We start from the raw sequence: 16,570 nt of genomic DNA, 5'->3' as shown, positions 1-16,570 counted from the left end.
TTGCGAAAAACTATGACAGATGCTGCAACTAGAGTGGGAAATGAGCATTAATTAACCTAACTCACTGTTAAAATTAGATATTGTCAACAATTGTCAAATTAGATGTCTTATAGTTTTTCCAAGGGTAGAAATTTTACTCAATGTTTTATAGGTAAACGATGAAGTGTTATCTAATGCCATTGGGAACAACTCTTCATCTTGCAGATACTCATCAGTTGCGAAATCCAATACGTGTCTATTCGAGCTTGCGAACCACATCTCCTCGGCATTTACTGCTGCTATCTCTGGTGAATTAATAAAGTTGAGAAACTCAATTGACGCCTTACTAACAGGCTTTTCTTTATGAACACTGAAGCATTCATGCCACATCAAAGTTCCTTCTTGAGGAATCGTGTAGGTCCAATCATCTTGCTCTGTATACGACGCAATTTGTTCTTTTTCTCCTGAGTAGATAACGGTAACTTCCATTTTAGAAGCAGATCTTTTATCTAGAGCATAGCCAGTACCGGCTCTCATTACTAATAGCTGATCACGGACCTTCATCAATAGTTTGTACGCTTGGGCTAGTTCAACTTCATTTTCGGTCATAGGATCAAACCCTAACGCCAATAATGCGATTGCTATGGTGTCCACATCATCATCGGGGATCACGACGGTCTGGGGATTCTGTAATGCGTAATCGAAAACATCCATCCAAGAGGTTATCCCTTCGGTAGCCTTTGAAGAGCGAAATGCGACCCCCATTGTACCGTTAGAATATGGAATACCGTACGACCCACATACTCCGCGAGATATATCGGTGAAATATGAATTATCTCCCTCCAGAACATTGGACAAATCCCCTAAAATACCTTCTCTGCCCAGCTCATCAATGGTTAGCCCATCAATGATAAACAAGTCGTAGGCTAGAGCTTTCCCAGAATACACCACAACATCTCGCAGCATTTCACTTTCAAAATAAACCTGAGATACGGTATGTCCATATTGCTTTTCGAACTTTTCTATCACGGTATCAGAGATATAGTCTTCCCAAGTGAAAATCTTGATCTCTTCAGCAAAACTCTGAACTGAAAAAAGAATAGAACAAGTTAAAGCAAAGCAAGTTAAAAAACGCATCAGATACCTATTACTACTTATTTCTATGGAGTCCAATTATGACGTTGACTCTAGTATTTATAATAATTACACGCGTAGTTTGCCTTCTTACATGATATGGATTCAAGATCTATATTAGATTTTGAACAAATAATTGACTTGCAATAGATTATGGTTAGGTAGAGAGTTGATAGGGTAATGTATGGGCTTGTTCAAAGGGGGGGAATAATATAATCATCCGCGTTACGTGCATAGTAGAAACGGTGATCAACACCAGATCCAATTCATTTTTAATGTGTTCTCTCCTGAATGCATATCTGCCAAGCTCCTGATAAGTTTCATTTGCTATAGGTCGTTTGTATTCGTTGAAAGAACGATTAAGGCATTTCCATTAATATGCATCTTCCCCCTTAAACCTTTCTTTTGTTTAAGAGCTTAGACGCAGCCATAATTATAGATCTTCAGGGAAGTGGTATTTTAGAGGCTTGACGACACTATCAAGCCCTTCAATTTTCAAAGCAAGGCACAGTTTTAATAAGTCGCCCAACTCGCCAGACGGGAAGCCTTTCTTATCAAACCAGAGCAAATATTCTTCAGGTAAGTCAATCAATGCGCGGCCAGCGTATTTGCCAAATGGCATTTGCATTCTAGCTAACTTAATCAGGTTCTCTTTCTCTAGCATTCCGTGCTCTTTCTATGCGTCGTCGATATTCTGTAGAGTATCACCTAAACGTTCAATCCAGTAGTTGATCGCATCTTTGGCATCGTCCAAAGAGTCAATCATCGTCGAAAAATCTTTATTGCCTGCTTCACGGTCTATTGCTGCAAACAATGGTGTGCCATCTTGTGCATCGCTCACCAGGAGTTCAACACTCGCGCTTCCAACATTGGTGTGCTCACCCGTTGTCACCTTGGATATCGTAGACATAGCGAGGCCGAATGGCAAAACACTACTTGTCACAGCTAAGATAGGATTTGGGGTTTCAACGTTACTCAAGGCAATACTTAAACGTAGTGTTTTACCCGTAGGTTCACCAACAATCGCTTTATGAGGCGATATCTTCGCCTCCAAACAGCTCACCATATGATCAATGAGCTCTTCGATCTCTTCCGGATCTAGTGTCCCTTCTTCTGCAAGAACAAAAATTTGGTCGATCACCACAGAATCATAAGAGTTTAATTTGGATTTCAATCGTTGGGCGTCACGTAGTCCAATCCTTGCCCAAACTAAATCGACACCGCTATCAGGACCAGGCTGAAAGTCTTCGTAGGTGGTGAATTTGGTTTCGGTTATAATCGGACCGCCTGCACAACCAAACAAGAAAATGCTGGTTGCGACAAGCACAAGAAGTTTTAAAGGGTTCATAGCGCACTTAGGTTAAATTTAACACTCGACATGAGTATGCCATACCCTAAGAGAAAATATTGTAGAAAAAGGATTTAAAACTCAGAGCTAGATCTAAAATTAGTCTCGCTGAACAGTGTGGGCATACTCTACTATCACTTGATTACCTTCGATGTAAGCATTTTGAATCTCACCATCAACACTCATACGACTTTTCAGATAGACTACTTTAGGCCCTGAATTATTCGCTTCTTTCAACGAAGGGAACACATTTCTAGGTTCTAAATGAAGTAAGCGGCAGAAATGGCTAATGAAGGACATGGTTAGTGCCGTTTCCCCTCTTAGCACTCTTGAGAAATCAAGTTGGTTCATTCCTAGCTTCTTTGAAAACTCCATTTGCGTAATTCTCATGCGCGATTTTTGTGACATCCACGTTTGATATAACGCGTCTCTATCTTGCTCAGTGAATTCCATTACCGGTTCCTTTATATAATTCATGTCAATCAATTGTCCGGTTTTTCATACATAACATGTCAGAGTTAGGTTAGTGGAAGCCAAAGGTTTGGTCTGATATAAGGAAAACCTTATGTAGTTCAGCGCAAAGCTGTCAAAGCAAATAATGATCCGCCAACAGAGCGACAAATAAGATCATTAGGTGATAAATGGAGAACTTAAAGGTCTTCATCGCCATATTGGGCTCATCACGATATTTAAGTACCCAAGCATGATAAACAAACCCACCGTTGAGCACCAATGAAGCGCTTAGATATATCCAACTACTCATGCCGACCAATACCGGCAATATACACACGATGCTAAGCAACAAGGTATAGAGAAAAATAGAAGTCTTGGTGTATTCGATTCCGTGAGTCACAGGCAGCATGGGGATATTCACTTTGGCATACTCATCACGACGATGAATCGCCAACGCCCAAAAGTGCGGAGGCGTCCAAATAAAGATGATCATCACCAACAACCAAGCATTTGAATGCAATTCATTAGTTACTGCCGTCCAACCTAATAAAGGGGGCATAGCTCCAGCGATGCCTGCTATCACGATGTTTTGCGGCGTTGCTCGTTTCAAGTACATGGTATAAATCACGGCATAACCCAATAAGCTTGCAAAGGTTAACCAAGCGGTCAGTTGATTGACCCACACCACTAACGTGACAAAGCCAAGTAAGCCGATACCAGCAGCAAAGCTGAACACGTGCACACTGCTCAGTTCACCCGATGGCAAAGGACGTCGGTTTGTTCGAGTCATTTGCCCATCAATCTTTTTATCGATCAAGTGGTTGAATGCAGCTGCCGAACCTGCCATCAGCCCTATCCCAATCATTCCGAACAGAGTTTGTTGTAAGGGCAATCCATTGGGTACCGCTAAACACATCCCAACCAGTGCTGTAAGCAACATCAAAGCCACCACTTTTGGTTTGGTCAGCGTTAAATAGACTTTCCAAGTGGCTTTGTTTTTTGTAGCAATTTTGTTACTTAAAGCTGTGTCATTGTTGGTTGCTACCTTATGAGTTAAGGCTGCGTCTTGAGCCACCACTTCATACTGTGTTGACGTTCTACTGACCATGATTACCTCCTTGTAATACACTGTTCTTCACCAAGATCTCACTCGGTTTGCGTTGCCACACGACAAAATTGGTTACAACCATGCTGATGAGCAACATCGCTGCGACTAGGTTATGCAAAACCGCAACTAAAATTGGCAGATGAAACCATACATTACTGATCCCAAGGCCGATTTGAGTAAACAAGACTATTGCGACAATCACGCTCAGCTTTTGGTGAGGCGCTTGGCCAAATTTCCATAGCTGGAACACGATCATCAGCACCGTTAACGTCGCCACAATAGCCCCGAACCTGTGCATGACATGGATGGTAAGCCTCGCGGGATATTCCAACACACCAAACTCATAGTTATCGTGTCCATGTTGAGCAAAATCGAACGCATTTTTGAAGTCGAGGTAGCTCATCCAGTTACCTTCACAAATCGGCAATTGGGTACACACCAAAGCGGCATAGTTTGACGATGTCCAGCCACCTAGCAGTATCTGCCCGACTACAATGAGTAATCCGAATAGTGCCGAAATTTTAAGTGGTGAAGAATAGGCAACCTCTCCAAAACGGCTTTGGAATTGAGACAAACGACAGTAGAGCAAACACAACAGTGACAGCAACGTGAAGCCCCCCATCAAATGCGCCATAACCACAACGGGCATCAACTTGAGAGTCACCGTCCACATTCCAAGCAAAGCCTGAAATATCACAGTTGCAGAAATAAGTAACGGCAGACCAGCAGTTGTTATATTCTTTTTAATACACCAAGCAACAACGACAAAGATAAGCAGCCCTAATGTTCCTGCAAAGTAGCGATGGATCATCTCTATCCAAGCTTTGTCTGCTTCGAGAGCTCGTTCTGGAAATTGCAGATTCGCTTCAGTCACCGCCAATACATCAGAAGGCACCGTGATCTTTCCATAACAACCAGGCCAGTCGGGACAGCCAAGACCGGCATCAGACAAACGAGTGTAAGCACCGAGTACAATCACAGTCAAAGTTAGGAATATAGTCACTCTCATAATCAACATGAGTAACTTTGGAGCTCCTTTTTGCATAGCTTATCTCCCTATCTAGAATCATCAACGCCGACTAATTACTGGCCTTTACCCCACTCTCGACAACTTGAGTAATTTTCGTAAATCATGAATCATGCCTTTAGATTGGCTGACTAACTGCGAAGGATCAGAAACGCTTTTGTATTCCATAATCAATTGCCCGAGTGGGTCAATTATCACAATGGAAGCTGGCGCAAACTCGGTACTTAACTGATCACCACCAGCTAACAAAGATAGATCAGGCTTATCAAGAGAACCCGATAACGAATTACCTTCTGAGACGAAAACAACGGCGGTCACGCGTTCTTTGTTTTTTCCTAACGCTAAGTAGCTTTGATTCAAATAATGAAGCTGTTGTTCACACAAGCTTTCGCACTCCATCGGTGCGATATAACCTACTAACCAACCCTCTCCAGCCATGGGTACCGTTACGCCAAAATCCGCTAGCGTGACTCTTGGTTCTACCAATTCGCCTGAGTTAGTGACACCTGAGGTATACCAATTCTGGTCCAACACAGTTTTGGCGATAATCGCAGGCAAAGCGAAAATTAGAACGAGTCCGATTAATACCAAACGTCCCTTAGTACGACGGCTTCTAAGCTCAGCCATGTTTGCCTCGGTACTTTCCCTGTTCACTTGTGCTTGAGATTTATCCATCGTTGTTCTCCGTGATAGGTGTCGCTTTTAGGTACCGATAGCCAATTAACAACATCAAAAACAAAAGTACCGCTGCCATTACAAACCATTGAAATGAGTAACCGAAGTGCTTCTCAGATTTCATTGCCGTCGGTCGCCATAACAACTCATAAGGCCAGGAACCTAAGCTCTGAGGTTGGAAGACAAAGGGCAGCACTTCTTGCCCGGTGTATTGTGATAACGCTGCTATGTTTAGGTTTTGGATTCTATTCGGTGTCGTATTTTCTAAACCCAATTCATGACTTAAAGGATTCACTGAGCGTGTATACAAGCGCCCTGACATTTTGCTTGGTACAGTAATGCTTCCTAATTGCGGTAGTTCTCTTCTGTCATTACTTGCCGCAACGAACCCCAGATCGATCAATAGCTGCTTTTCGGCCACTAAAGACTCGTTTTCATCTTTAAAGCGAACCTCACCCAACATGTAAATCACATACCCCACTGTTCCTTGGTTAATCTGATTGTCTAACAAGACCACTAAACCACTTGGCATTTCCAGATCCACATCAACCTTCAAACCATTTAAAGACGGCTGTTCAGAGGCACCTTGCGCTTGTATACGCGAGTCCTTCCATTCAGAGATAACCGCATCCAATGACCTAGACGATTGCTGGGCTCTTTCTGATAGCTGCTGTTCATAACGCAATTTCTCGTTACCTCGATCTAACTGCCACAAACCCAACTTGATTAAAATGCCGACTGAAACCACAGTTAAAACAACCGCTATCCAAAAACCTTTACTGCGGAACTTGTGTTCATCATCAATCAATCGGTTTGGAGTTATCACTATGGCGTCATCTACCTTTGTGTTGTTGTTTAAAATTGTATTGGTCGCTTTGCTGTTTTTTATCGCTTTCAATTTGATGAAAGGTCTAATCCAAATCGCATCAGGTAAACACAATGGCAAAAGACTGAGTCACTTCTTGGGTCGTCGAGTCATGTGGTCAGTCGTTGTCGTACTACTGTTATTACTGGCTTTAGGTTCAGGAATGATAACGCCCAACCCTCGCCCTTATTAAGCCCATACAAATCCAGCAGCTAAACCAGCATATTTCGTTAGAGCACATACACAAACACAAACAAACCTAACCAAACCACATCAACAAAATGCCAATACCAACTGCCCGCTTGAAACGCAAAATGATCTTTTGGAGAAAAATGGTCTTTCGCAACTCTTGCCAGTAATACAACCAAAAAAATCGTTCCTAAACAAACATGCAAGCCGTGAAATCCAGTCAGCAAAAAGAAGGTGTTACCGTAGATACCAGACTGAAGTGTCAGTCCCATCTCCTGATAAGCGTGAAGGTACTCTTCAACTTGGAAGAACAGGAAGAAGCCAGCCAGAACAATGGTTATTTCCAACCACACGATTAAAGCCATACGTTTGTTCTGTTCAAGACTGATATGTGCCATGTGCAGCGTCACAGATGAAAGCAGCAGTATAATAGTGTTTTTAAGCGGGATTCCTTGCCAAGGCATGGCTTGTGTCGTCACACCATCAGGCGTCGTCGTTAGTGGCCATATCGACTGAAACATCGGCCACAACACTTCATGGGTCATCGCATTGTTGCCTGCGCCACCAATCCAAGGCACTGAAATCATACGAGCGTAAAAAAGAGCGCCAAAGAAAGCACCGAAGAACATGATTTCAGAGAAGATGAACCAGCTCATACCTTGTCGAAAAGATCGAGAAATCTGCTCAGAATAAAGACCACTCAATGATTCCGTGATCACATTACTAAACCAACCTGCGAGCATGTAAAGCAGCACAGCAAACCCGACTAACAACACCGCTTTTCCAAATACACCACCGGCTGCGTCGGTGCCCATATTTTGCACCGTCAAGCCAGCACCAACCGCGACCAAAAACAGTGCTACAGCACCCACCAATGGCCAGTGGCTTTGATGTGGAACGAAATAAACTTCCTTTTTAGAACTCATCGCTCAACTCCTTATGTTGATACTGGTTCTGTAAATCCCTAGTTACTTGCGAGCACGTTAGGCTCAGGCTTACTTGCCTCTCCACTCACCTGACTCGTGATATTAAACAGCGTATAAGAGAGTGTAAGCGTATGTATTGATTCAGGAATGTCAGGCTCAATGTAAAATATCAATCCCATTTCGGCACTCTTGTGCCCCTCTAATGGTTGCTGATTGAAACAAAAACATTCCATTTTGTTAAAGTAAGTGGCTCCCATGCCTGGAGAAACCGATGGTACGGCTTGGCCAACCAATGAGGCACCGGATAGGTTTTTAGCGATGTAGTTAGTCTGAATCACCTCACCAGGGTGAACCTCTAACACTTGAACTTCGGGCGAGAACTGCCACGGCATATCTGGCTTGATGTGGGACATGAATTCAACGCGTACCGTACGAGAATAGTCGGGCTGCATTCCCTGAGGTTGAACGGCAGAAACCGTATTGGTTTTGCCGTTGATCCCTAGGGCGTCACACATCACATCGTAGAGCGGCACCAAAGCAAAACCGAAACCAAACATCGCAACCACACTCAACACCAAATAACCCGTCAGCTTTTTAGTTGATCGCTTCTTGGTTGCTAGTTTAATCAACTGATCATTTTGATTTCGGTTGCTCTGTTTGTCGTTCATGGATCTTCCCTCTAATCAACTTTAGGTGGATGAGTAAAGGTATGATGAGGCGCAGGGCTTGGAACTGTCCATTCTAGCCCTTCAGCTCTATCCCAAGGCTTGCTTGGTGCGGGCTCTCCGCCTCTTACGCACTTAATAACCAACCATAAGAAGATCAGCTGAGACAACCCAAAGGCAAAACCACCAATCGACACCACTTGGTTAACGTCAGCAAATTGAATAGCGTAATCTGGAATACGACGTGGCATGCCCGCTAACCCTAAAAAGTGCATCGGGAAGAACAGCACATTCACTGAGATTACCGACGTCCAGAAATGCCACAGACTGAGCTTGTGGTCGTACATATGCCCTGTCCACTTAGGCAGCCAATAATAGGCGGCAGCCATAATCGAGAACACAGCACCTGTTACCAGAACATAATGAAAGTGAGCCACCACAAAATAGGTATCGTGGTATTGGAAATCAGCAGGCACTATTGCCAACATCAATCCAGATAACCCACCAATCGTAAACAGAACAATGAAGGCAATCGCAAACAACATTGGTGTTTCAAAGGTCAAAGCCCCCCGCCACATAGTCGCCACCCAGTTGAAGACTTTCACACCGGTCGGCACCGCTATCAACATGGTGCAATACATGAAGAACAGTTCGGCAAATACTGGCATACCCGTTGTGAACATGTGGTGTGCCCACACTAAAAAAGACAAAATGGCGATACTACAGGTCGCGTACACCATCGAATGGTAACCAAACAAGCGCTTGCCACTAAAGGCTGGGATGATAGCCGAGACGATACCAAACGACGGCAAGATCATGATGTACACTTCGGGGTGCCCAAAGAACCAGAATATGTGCTGGAACATCACCGGGTCCCCACCACCAGCGGCATCAAAGAAGCTTGTTCCAAAGTATTTGTCAGTCAGTACCATAGTCACCGCACCCGCGAGAACGGGCATCACGGCTATCAGCAAGAAAGCGGTAATTAACCATGTCCATACGAACATTGGTAACTTGAACCAAGTCATACCCGGTGCGCGCATGTTCACTATGGTTACGATGACGTTGATCGCCCCCATGATCGAACTGATCCCCATAATATGGACAGAAAATACAAACAACGCCGTACTATCAGGACCATAAGTTGTCGAGAGCGGCGCATAAAATGTCCAACCAAAGCTCGGGCCGCCTCCCTCAGTAAACAAAGAACCAATTAAGATCAAGAAAGCAAAAGGTAGAATCCAGAAACTGAGATTATTCATTCTCGGCAGCGCCATGTCTGGAGCGCCAATCATCATTGGGATCATCCAGTTAGCCAAACCTGTGAATGCAGGCATCACGGCACCAAACACCATGATTAAACCGTGAACGGTAGTCATCTGATTAAAGAAGTCTGGCTCAACGAGCTGTAACCCCGGTTGGAATAACTCCGCACGGATCACCATCGCCATGGCGCCGCCTGTTAAGAACATGGCAAAGCTAAACCAAAGGTAAAGTGTACCGATGTCTTTGTGGTTGGTTGAGTAAAGCCAACGCGCCCAACCTTTGGGAGCAGCATGTGAGTCGTGATCATCATGAGTTAAATCATGGCTGTCCAATGAACCTTCAGCTGAATGACTCAGTGCTTGACCTTCTGCGGGAGCCGATTTCACCGGCTTATTGATTGGCGAACTCATAACTGCTCCTTAGCATCGTTTTGTGCCTCATCCGTTGAGCCTTGTTCACTGTTCGTTTCACTTTGTTCGTTGTCAGATCCACCTTCTTGCTTCGCCTTATAAGCGTTCACATCTGAAGCCTGAACCACATCGCCAGTGTCATTACCCCAAGCATTTCTTTGATAAGTCACTACCGCAGCAATCTCTTTTTCGGTTAACTGATTATCGAACGCCTGCATTGCGGTACCTCCGCGACCATAAACAATGGTATCGATATGAACACCCACATCACCAAGTGCAATAGGACTTCCTTTAATGGCAGGAAATGCGCCGGGAATACCTTCCCCATTGGCTTGGTGACAAACTGCGCAACGGGTTTTGTAAACTTCTTCACCGATGACGTTCAATTCATCTAAGGAAAGTGACGCATCTAGTGCATCTTGAGCCGCTTGCTTTGCGGCTATCGCCAATTCTTTCTGTTCCGCAAGCCATCCATCAAAGTCATCCTCCTCCATTGCATGCACCACTATCGGCATGAAACCATGAGCACGACCACACAACTCTGCACACTGCCCTCGATAAACACCGGGCTCATCGATCTTTGTCCACGCTTCGTTGATGAAACCGGGAATGGTATCTTTTTTTACCGCAAAAGCTGGTACCCACCATGAGTGAATAACATCATCAGAAGTCATCAAGAAACGGACTTTACGATCGATAGGCAGTACGAGCGGATTATCCACTTCTAACAAGTAATGTGCCCCTTTAACTTCGATTCCTTCAATCTCTTTATCACTTGTCGCCAAAAGACTAAAAAACTCAACATCTTCGCCAAAATAGCTGTAATGCCATTTCCATTGCGAGCCTGTAATTTTGACAGTGAGTTCTGATTGAGAGGTGTCTTCCATCGCTATCAAGGTCTTGGTGGCTGGGATGGCCATAGCGATGAGAATAATGATTGGGATGATCGTCCAAAGAATTTCAACTTTAGTACTTTCATGGAAATGAGCCGCTACTGCACCCTTCGACTTTCGGTGTCTCACAATAGAGTAAAACATCACACCGAAGACGACGAAAGCGATCGCACAACAGATATAGAAGATCAGCATATGGAGTTCATACACTTTACCGCTAATCTCAGTAACACCTTGTGTCATGTTGTATTCAGTACTTGCATGCACTAAAGGCGATATTAAGGCCGCAACAAAAATATTCAAAAGCCACGCTAGACTGACCAATAATCTTTTCAAAAGATCTCTCCTCATCCTTCCTAATTGGATAATTGCGACTTAAATGTTGTTGCGGGCTATAAGTCATTACTAGCAGGGCAACATACATTGTTATTCCGATTACATATGAAAAGGCTGAATCTCAATCTACAACTCACGCGACGACTAAAGTGATACAGTCTCAGTGACCACTGACCCATAAACAACCTATGTACTTTCCGATTAAGAGACATTGGAAGTTTCTACGAAAGATTCAAAAACGGCGAACTTGTCAAACTTTGTTATATTTATGTAAAAGGCTAGTTAGTGATATCCAATTGTTCAAGGTAAGTGTGCTTACTAAACAGACAATTATTGAAGTAGCTTTATCCATATGCCCTTCCCTTGCTGTTGGAATTTATTTTAAATCGAGTTTTACGATTGCTTTCATGGAAATGATAATCAATATCACTTAAATTAAATCAACAGAAAGATATCCCGACATGAAAAGGTTTAGTGATTATGCAAGATGCAATGAACTGGTTAGCGAGAGACCCAGATCCAAGAACTCGTGAAGAGCTACAGTACCTCATCGATGAGGGGATGAACGACGAATTAGAAGATCGCTTTATTCAACGGTTAGAATTTGGTACAGCAGGTCTACGAGGCAAAGTTGGATGCGGTCCAAATCGAATGAACCGGTTAGTAATACAGGAAACAGCAACCGGACTTGGCCACTATTTAATCGAGCATGTCGCTAATGCCACCATTCGCGGTGTCGTTGTTGGCTATGACGGGCGCTTAGATTCAAAGCAGTTCGCCATTGATACAGCTTCCGTGCTTACGGCTTTGGGGATCAAGGTTTACCTAACCTCTAACGTGGCAGCAACACCTATTGTGGCTTTCGGTATTGAGCATTTTAATGCGGCGGCTGCTGTTGTCGTAACGGCTAGCCACAACCCACCAGAATATAATGGCTTCAAGGTGTACTGGGAAAATGGCGCGCAAATTATTCCCCCTCACGATGCAGGCATTGCAGCTGAAATCGACACTGCTGCAGCCAAACCTATTCCTTTAATGAACTTGAGTGATGCAGAACAGCAAGGCAAATTAGTGTGGCTCACCGAGGGATATTATCAAACCTATCGAGCTGCGATTAATCAGAGCCCGCATGTAAACAACAGTACCGAAGCCGCTAAAACAACCATTACCTATACCGCCATGCATGGTGTAGGTGCACAAATGGCTGAAGATCTTCTCCATGATTCTGGATTCCACAAAGTATTCAGTGTACCGGAACAAAGAGAGCCCGATGGTCACTTCCCGACCGTTAACTTCCCGAACCCCGAAGAAAAAGGGGCAATGGATCTCGTTATTAACCTCGCCAAAAGTGTTGATGCCGACATCGCTTGCGCTAATGACCCAGATGCAGACCGATTTGCCGTTGCAGTTAGAATCGATGATACAATTAGAACCGATGATGCTTCTTACAAGATGCTGACTGGGGATCAAGTAGGTGTGTTATTCGCTCACTATTTATTATCGAAGCCGCACACCAAAAACCAATTAGTTGGTAACAGTATTGTATCTTCAACCTTGCTTGAAAAAGTGGCTCAATCCCACGGCGCGACTTACTTCCAAACGCTAACGGGCTTTAAATGGTTGGCGAATATTGGGATGCAGTTGGAGGATGAGCAGAATGAGTTCTTGTTCGCCTATGAAGAAGCCCTTGGCTACACAATCGGCACTCAGGTACGAGATAAAGATGGCCTATCGGCTATCGTTGTCTTCGCTCAATTAGTTGAAGAGTTGAAATCTCAAGGTCAAACCATCTGGGATCTCCTCGCTCAAATTTCGCGTGAGCATGGCGTCCATACTAACGCTCAGAGAAGTATTGCGCTTGACCCTGACTCGCCATCTATTGGTTCTAAACTCAGAGCTGCTCAACCTAAAGCTATAAACGAGGTCGCTATCTCTGTGATTGAAGATCTGCAATCCTCTTTGCGATACATCGTTGGTGGCGATACTGAAACCATTAACTTACCAACAAGTGACGTGCTGATTTATCACCTTGAAGATGGCTCACGTATTATCGTCCGCCCTTCTGGCACAGAGCCAAAAGTGAAAGTCTACTATGAAACAGTGACAAAGTTTGAAGAAACAGAGACGTATGAAGACACTCGTTTACGTGGTGAAAAGTTCATGGAGAAACTAATTGAACAGCACCAAAAAGAGCTGAATTCTTAGTCGGTGAAGCGAGAGTTTACTCGATATTCGAATAAGACAATTCGTACTTAGCAGAACCAAAAATGGACGCATTAAGCGTCCATTTTTTATCGGCAATGAGCCGTTATCATGTGCTTTACTTAGGTAATTGAAGCAGTAAAGAAAGAAGAAAGCATCCAAACCGCTAACACAATAAACACGCCGCCCATCACTTTCTGCTGATAAGTACGAAACTTTGCGTTTTCTACGAGAGGCTTACCAATAGTACCCACCAAAGCCACAAGAAGAAAATTAAACGTCAAACCAAGAACGTTCAATAATAGGCCCAAAAACAGCATCTGTTCACCAGAGGTCGCTTCAATATTTGTAGAAACGAATTGAGGCAAAAACATCACAAAAAAAACCAACGCCTTTGGATTAAGCAGATTACTAATTAACGCTCTTTGGTAATACGACTTAGCGGCAGCATTGTCACTGAGTCCGGCCGCTTCTCCCTGATCGGTTCGAAGGCAGTCCCATCCCATTTTAAGTAAGTATGCACCACCTAATAAATGCAGCGCTTTCAAAGCAATAGGGCTCATAGCGATCAATGCCGACACACCCATCGCCGCCAGCACTGTCAGAATAATTCCAGAAGTCGCGTTACCTAGGCTCGCAAACACACCGACCTTACGACCATAGCTCATACTTGAGCTCGCGATCAGTAACATATCAGGACCAGGTAAAAGGAGAAGTGCAACAACGGCTGTCAGGTAAACAGGTAAAATGGCTAAGTCGATCATGAGCTTCAGTATTGATAAAAACGGAGCCGGATTTTATATCAATTACAAACGCCATTCTAGATGCAACCCGTTGCTTGATGGTTAATTATTCGAATTAACAACCACCAACAGCCAGTAAAACCAACTTATTAACTAAAAAAACCAATGTGATTAACTCGCTACCCATTCAATCTCAATCAATGTCGTTTCTCCACACTTAAGGCGACCAAGGAATATATCGCCGCGGTGTACTTCTCCAACGCCTTTAGGGGTACCCGTCATCACGACATCACCGTCGAGTAATGTCGTGTAAGAAGACAACTCTTCGAGGATAGTTTTCGGGGAATAGAGCATCTGTTCAACGTGTCCTTTTTGAACGCGGACACAGTTGATAAACAGTTCTATATTCAAGTCCGCGAGGTCTAAGTTATCAGTTGGAACAAAGCGACTAAATACGGCTGAACCATCAAATGCTTTGGCGCGCTCCCAAGGTAAACCTTTCGCTTTTAAGCTACTTTGCAATTCACGTTTAGTGAGATCTAGCCCTAAACCCACAGCGGAGTACTGACCATTTTCAACGATAAAACAGATTTCTGACTCGTAGTGCAGCGCTTCTTGATGAAAAGAAGACAGAGATGACGTAACACTGGTGCTCGGTTTATTGAAAACCACCATTGAGTCTGGAATTGCGTTATTGAGTTCTTCGATGTGATCGACATAGTTACGCCCAACACACAGCACCTTAGTTGGAGTTGCTGTTCGTTTCGAATTCATCAATTGTTCCTGATCTACAACGCTGCTCATAGTTTGTCCCTGAACTATTCTTTGGAGTGCAAAGTTTACCGCAACATAAAGAGAGAATCTTCGACAAGATGGTTATCAACATCTAAATTCTGATCTTTAGCTCAATTTAATGATTTAAATACTTTTATCCGAAGATCGCGACATATAAGAACTGATGACAAGAGCATAGCTACGTAGATGAAATGAATGGCTAGGTAACATGAAGGAAAAACTAAAACAGATGCGTATAGAACGAAAGAAGCCCTCTCTAATCAAGAGATCAGAGAGGGCTTAGCATGGTGTCTAGGACAGTATCCTAAAAGGTAAACTTAAGGAGTAAACACTATGCTAAATTAGTCTGCGACTTATAGGTAGTAACGAGCACCAAGTAGCCACTGGTCGTCAGCTTTTTCTTTGTAAACGCCAGAACCTTGTAGGTCGAACTGGTAACCAGCAAAGCCTACGAACTGAGACGTGAAGTTGTATTCAGCTTGTAGAGCAGTAGTAGCAAATACTGTATCGCTTAGCTTGTCGTCTTCTACCGCTTCGTAGTTAACGCTTAGGTTAAGGCTGTTAGAAAGAGCGTAAGAAGCTAGTAATTCAATTGCAACTGACTCTTCAAGAATCTGGCCGTTACCTGAGTTCATGTAGTTGTTCATTGCGTATACACCAGCAAGGTAAAGACCTTCAGCGCCGTATGAACCGTAAGTTGCACTTAATACGTGAGAATCAGCAGTTTTTGAACCCACTACACCAAAGTAGTTAACATCACCGGTGTTGTATGCGTAGTTCGCAGTAACGTCAGCAATCGCGTAATTCAAAGCAATTTGAGCACGGTTGCCGTATTCGTTCGCACCATCAGCTTTGCGACCTTGCCATGCAACAGCTGCGTTTAGAGAGCCAGCGTTGCCGAAGTCGATAGCGTTGCCGTAGCTAACCATTTCTTCGCCACGACCAGTACCTAGGTTACCGTGATCTTCGTAGATGAAGTCATTCGCGAATGCGATTGGCATATCTGCTACACCAGCAACGTTGTAGTAAGGTGCCCATTGAGTACCTACTGCTGCACGACCGTAATCGTCATGAGAAAGACCAACGTAACCAAGACGAGTTGTGAATGACTCTTCACCACCGTCAAGCATGTTTAGCGCCCATTCACCTTTAGCATCAGCAGTAAAGCCGTTACCAAGATCGTGAGTTGCACCGAAGTTGATACGTGGAGAAACAGATTCTACACCGATATCATCGCTGTTAAGACGGTCATCGCTGTTTACATCACCAACTGCAACTGAAACGTGACCGCCAACTGAGAATGTTGTGCCGTCTTCGTTGTAAAGCTCTACTGCAACTGCCTGTGTACCAAATACTGCACCAGAAATTGCTAGCGCTAAAAGTTTCTTATTCATTGTCATATCCATTATGTAACTGGGTGAGTTATTCACTAACAACCTCGTGCTTACGGAGAAGTTGTTACCTGCATTTAACAAGTGGACAAACACTAATATACGAATGACAAAAAGTTGCATTAAAATATGTAAAATAAAAAAATTCGCACTATAAAAAACAAA

17 protein-coding genes are annotated in these 16,570 nt (G+C 43.8%); 2 read left to right on the top strand and 15 right to left on the bottom strand.

The genetic code is table 11. The features are described from left to right. Positions 1-93: 93 nt before the first annotated feature. From L8S15_RS17090 to L8S15_RS17055, 8 genes are all read right to left on the bottom strand, one after another. Positions 94-1,116 carry a spermidine/putrescine ABC transporter substrate-binding protein gene (locus L8S15_RS17090; RefSeq protein ID WP_280574327.1) on the bottom strand — a complete coding sequence of 341 codons (1,023 nt, stop codon included), beginning with the start codon at positions 1,114-1,116 and terminating at the stop codon, positions 94-96. 430 nt (positions 1,117-1,546) lie between these two features. Next, positions 1,547-1,777 carry a DUF3820 family protein gene (locus L8S15_RS17085; protein WP_010428703.1) on the bottom strand — a complete coding sequence of 77 codons (231 nt, stop codon included), beginning with the start codon at positions 1,775-1,777 and terminating at the stop codon, positions 1,547-1,549. A gap of 12 nt (positions 1,778-1,789) precedes the next feature. Further along, positions 1,790-2,461 carry a DUF3313 domain-containing protein gene (locus L8S15_RS17080; RefSeq protein ID WP_010428701.1) on the bottom strand — a complete coding sequence of 224 codons (672 nt, stop codon included), beginning with the start codon at positions 2,459-2,461 and terminating at the stop codon, positions 1,790-1,792. A gap of 99 nt (positions 2,462-2,560) precedes the next feature. Beyond that, positions 2,561-2,914 carry a hypothetical protein gene (locus L8S15_RS17075; protein WP_010428699.1) on the bottom strand — a complete coding sequence of 118 codons (354 nt, stop codon included), beginning with the start codon at positions 2,912-2,914 and terminating at the stop codon, positions 2,561-2,563. Between the two features lie 133 nt (positions 2,915-3,047). Next, positions 3,048-4,022 carry a heme o synthase gene (cyoE, locus tag L8S15_RS17070; protein ID WP_280574326.1) on the bottom strand — a complete coding sequence of 325 codons (975 nt, stop codon included), beginning with the start codon at positions 4,020-4,022 and terminating at the stop codon, positions 3,048-3,050. Next, positions 4,012-5,067, bottom strand: coding sequence for a COX15/CtaA family protein (locus L8S15_RS17065; protein ID WP_010428695.1), 1,056 nt, complete (start codon positions 5,065-5,067; stop codon positions 4,012-4,014). The genes cyoE and L8S15_RS17065 overlap by 11 nt, the downstream gene beginning before the upstream one ends. 48 nt (positions 5,068-5,115) lie before the next feature. Beyond that, positions 5,116-5,724, bottom strand: coding sequence for a hypothetical protein (locus L8S15_RS17060; protein ID WP_280574325.1), 609 nt, complete (start codon positions 5,722-5,724; stop codon positions 5,116-5,118). After that, complete coding sequence (locus L8S15_RS17055) at positions 5,717-6,550, bottom strand: SURF1 family protein (protein ID WP_280574324.1); 834 nt, start codon at positions 6,548-6,550, stop codon at positions 5,717-5,719. The genes L8S15_RS17060 and L8S15_RS17055 overlap by 8 nt, the downstream gene beginning before the upstream one ends. Before the next feature lies 1 nt (position 6,551). Between L8S15_RS17055 and L8S15_RS17050 the strand changes: the two genes are divergently transcribed. Further along, entirely contained in the window at positions 6,552-6,782 is a 231-nt protein-coding gene (locus L8S15_RS17050; protein ID WP_280574323.1) for a DUF2909 family protein, read from the top strand. Positions 6,783-6,819: 37 nt separating this feature from the next. Here L8S15_RS17050 and L8S15_RS17045 read toward each other — a convergent pair whose 3' ends face one another. From L8S15_RS17045 to coxB, 4 genes are read right to left on the bottom strand one after another with little or no spacing between them, the layout of a single operon-like run. After that, on the bottom strand, positions 6,820-7,704 hold the full coding sequence (locus L8S15_RS17045; RefSeq protein WP_010428687.1) for a cytochrome c oxidase subunit 3: 885 nt from the start codon (positions 7,702-7,704) through the stop codon (positions 6,820-6,822). Between the two features lie 38 nt (positions 7,705-7,742). Then, on the bottom strand, positions 7,743-8,372 hold the full coding sequence (locus L8S15_RS17040) for a cytochrome c oxidase assembly protein (RefSeq protein WP_016797083.1): 630 nt from the start codon (positions 8,370-8,372) through the stop codon (positions 7,743-7,745). Between the two features lie 11 nt (positions 8,373-8,383). Continuing rightward, positions 8,384-10,045, bottom strand: coding sequence for a cytochrome c oxidase subunit I (gene ctaD, locus L8S15_RS17035; protein ID WP_010428684.1), 1,662 nt, complete (start codon positions 10,043-10,045; stop codon positions 8,384-8,386). Further along, positions 10,042-11,274 carry a cytochrome c oxidase subunit II gene (coxB, locus tag L8S15_RS17030; RefSeq protein ID WP_022570980.1) on the bottom strand — a complete coding sequence of 411 codons (1,233 nt, stop codon included), beginning with the start codon at positions 11,272-11,274 and terminating at the stop codon, positions 10,042-10,044. The genes ctaD and coxB overlap by 4 nt, the downstream gene beginning before the upstream one ends. Before the next feature lie 480 nt (positions 11,275-11,754). Between coxB and L8S15_RS17025 the strand changes: the two genes are divergently transcribed. After that, positions 11,755-13,479 carry a phospho-sugar mutase gene (locus L8S15_RS17025; RefSeq protein ID WP_016785086.1) on the top strand — a complete coding sequence of 575 codons (1,725 nt, stop codon included), beginning with the start codon at positions 11,755-11,757 and terminating at the stop codon, positions 13,477-13,479. A gap of 119 nt (positions 13,480-13,598) precedes the next feature. Here the strand turns inward: L8S15_RS17025 and L8S15_RS17020 are convergent, their stop codons facing one another. The 3 genes from L8S15_RS17020 to L8S15_RS17010 form a co-directional block, all read right to left on the bottom strand. Next, on the bottom strand, positions 13,599-14,240 hold the full coding sequence (locus tag L8S15_RS17020) for a LysE family translocator (protein WP_010428658.1): 642 nt from the start codon (positions 14,238-14,240) through the stop codon (positions 13,599-13,601). A 150-nt stretch (positions 14,241-14,390) separates the two neighbouring features. Then, positions 14,391-15,023, bottom strand: a complete 633-nt coding sequence (locus L8S15_RS17015) for a fumarylacetoacetate hydrolase family protein (RefSeq protein WP_016788887.1) — start codon at positions 15,021-15,023, stop codon at positions 14,391-14,393. A 344-nt stretch (positions 15,024-15,367) separates the two neighbouring features. Further along, positions 15,368-16,408, bottom strand: a complete 1,041-nt coding sequence (locus tag L8S15_RS17010) for a porin (RefSeq protein ID WP_010428655.1) — start codon at positions 16,406-16,408, stop codon at positions 15,368-15,370. Positions 16,409-16,570 lie beyond the last annotated feature (162 nt).

Origin of the sequence: Vibrio sp. S/42/10 (genome assembly GCF_029890535.1) — a bacterium.
GTDB classification, from domain to species: domain Bacteria; phylum Pseudomonadota; class Gammaproteobacteria; order Enterobacterales; family Vibrionaceae; genus Vibrio; species Vibrio cyclitrophicus.
This window is presented reverse-complemented; position numbering and strand designations above follow the sequence as displayed.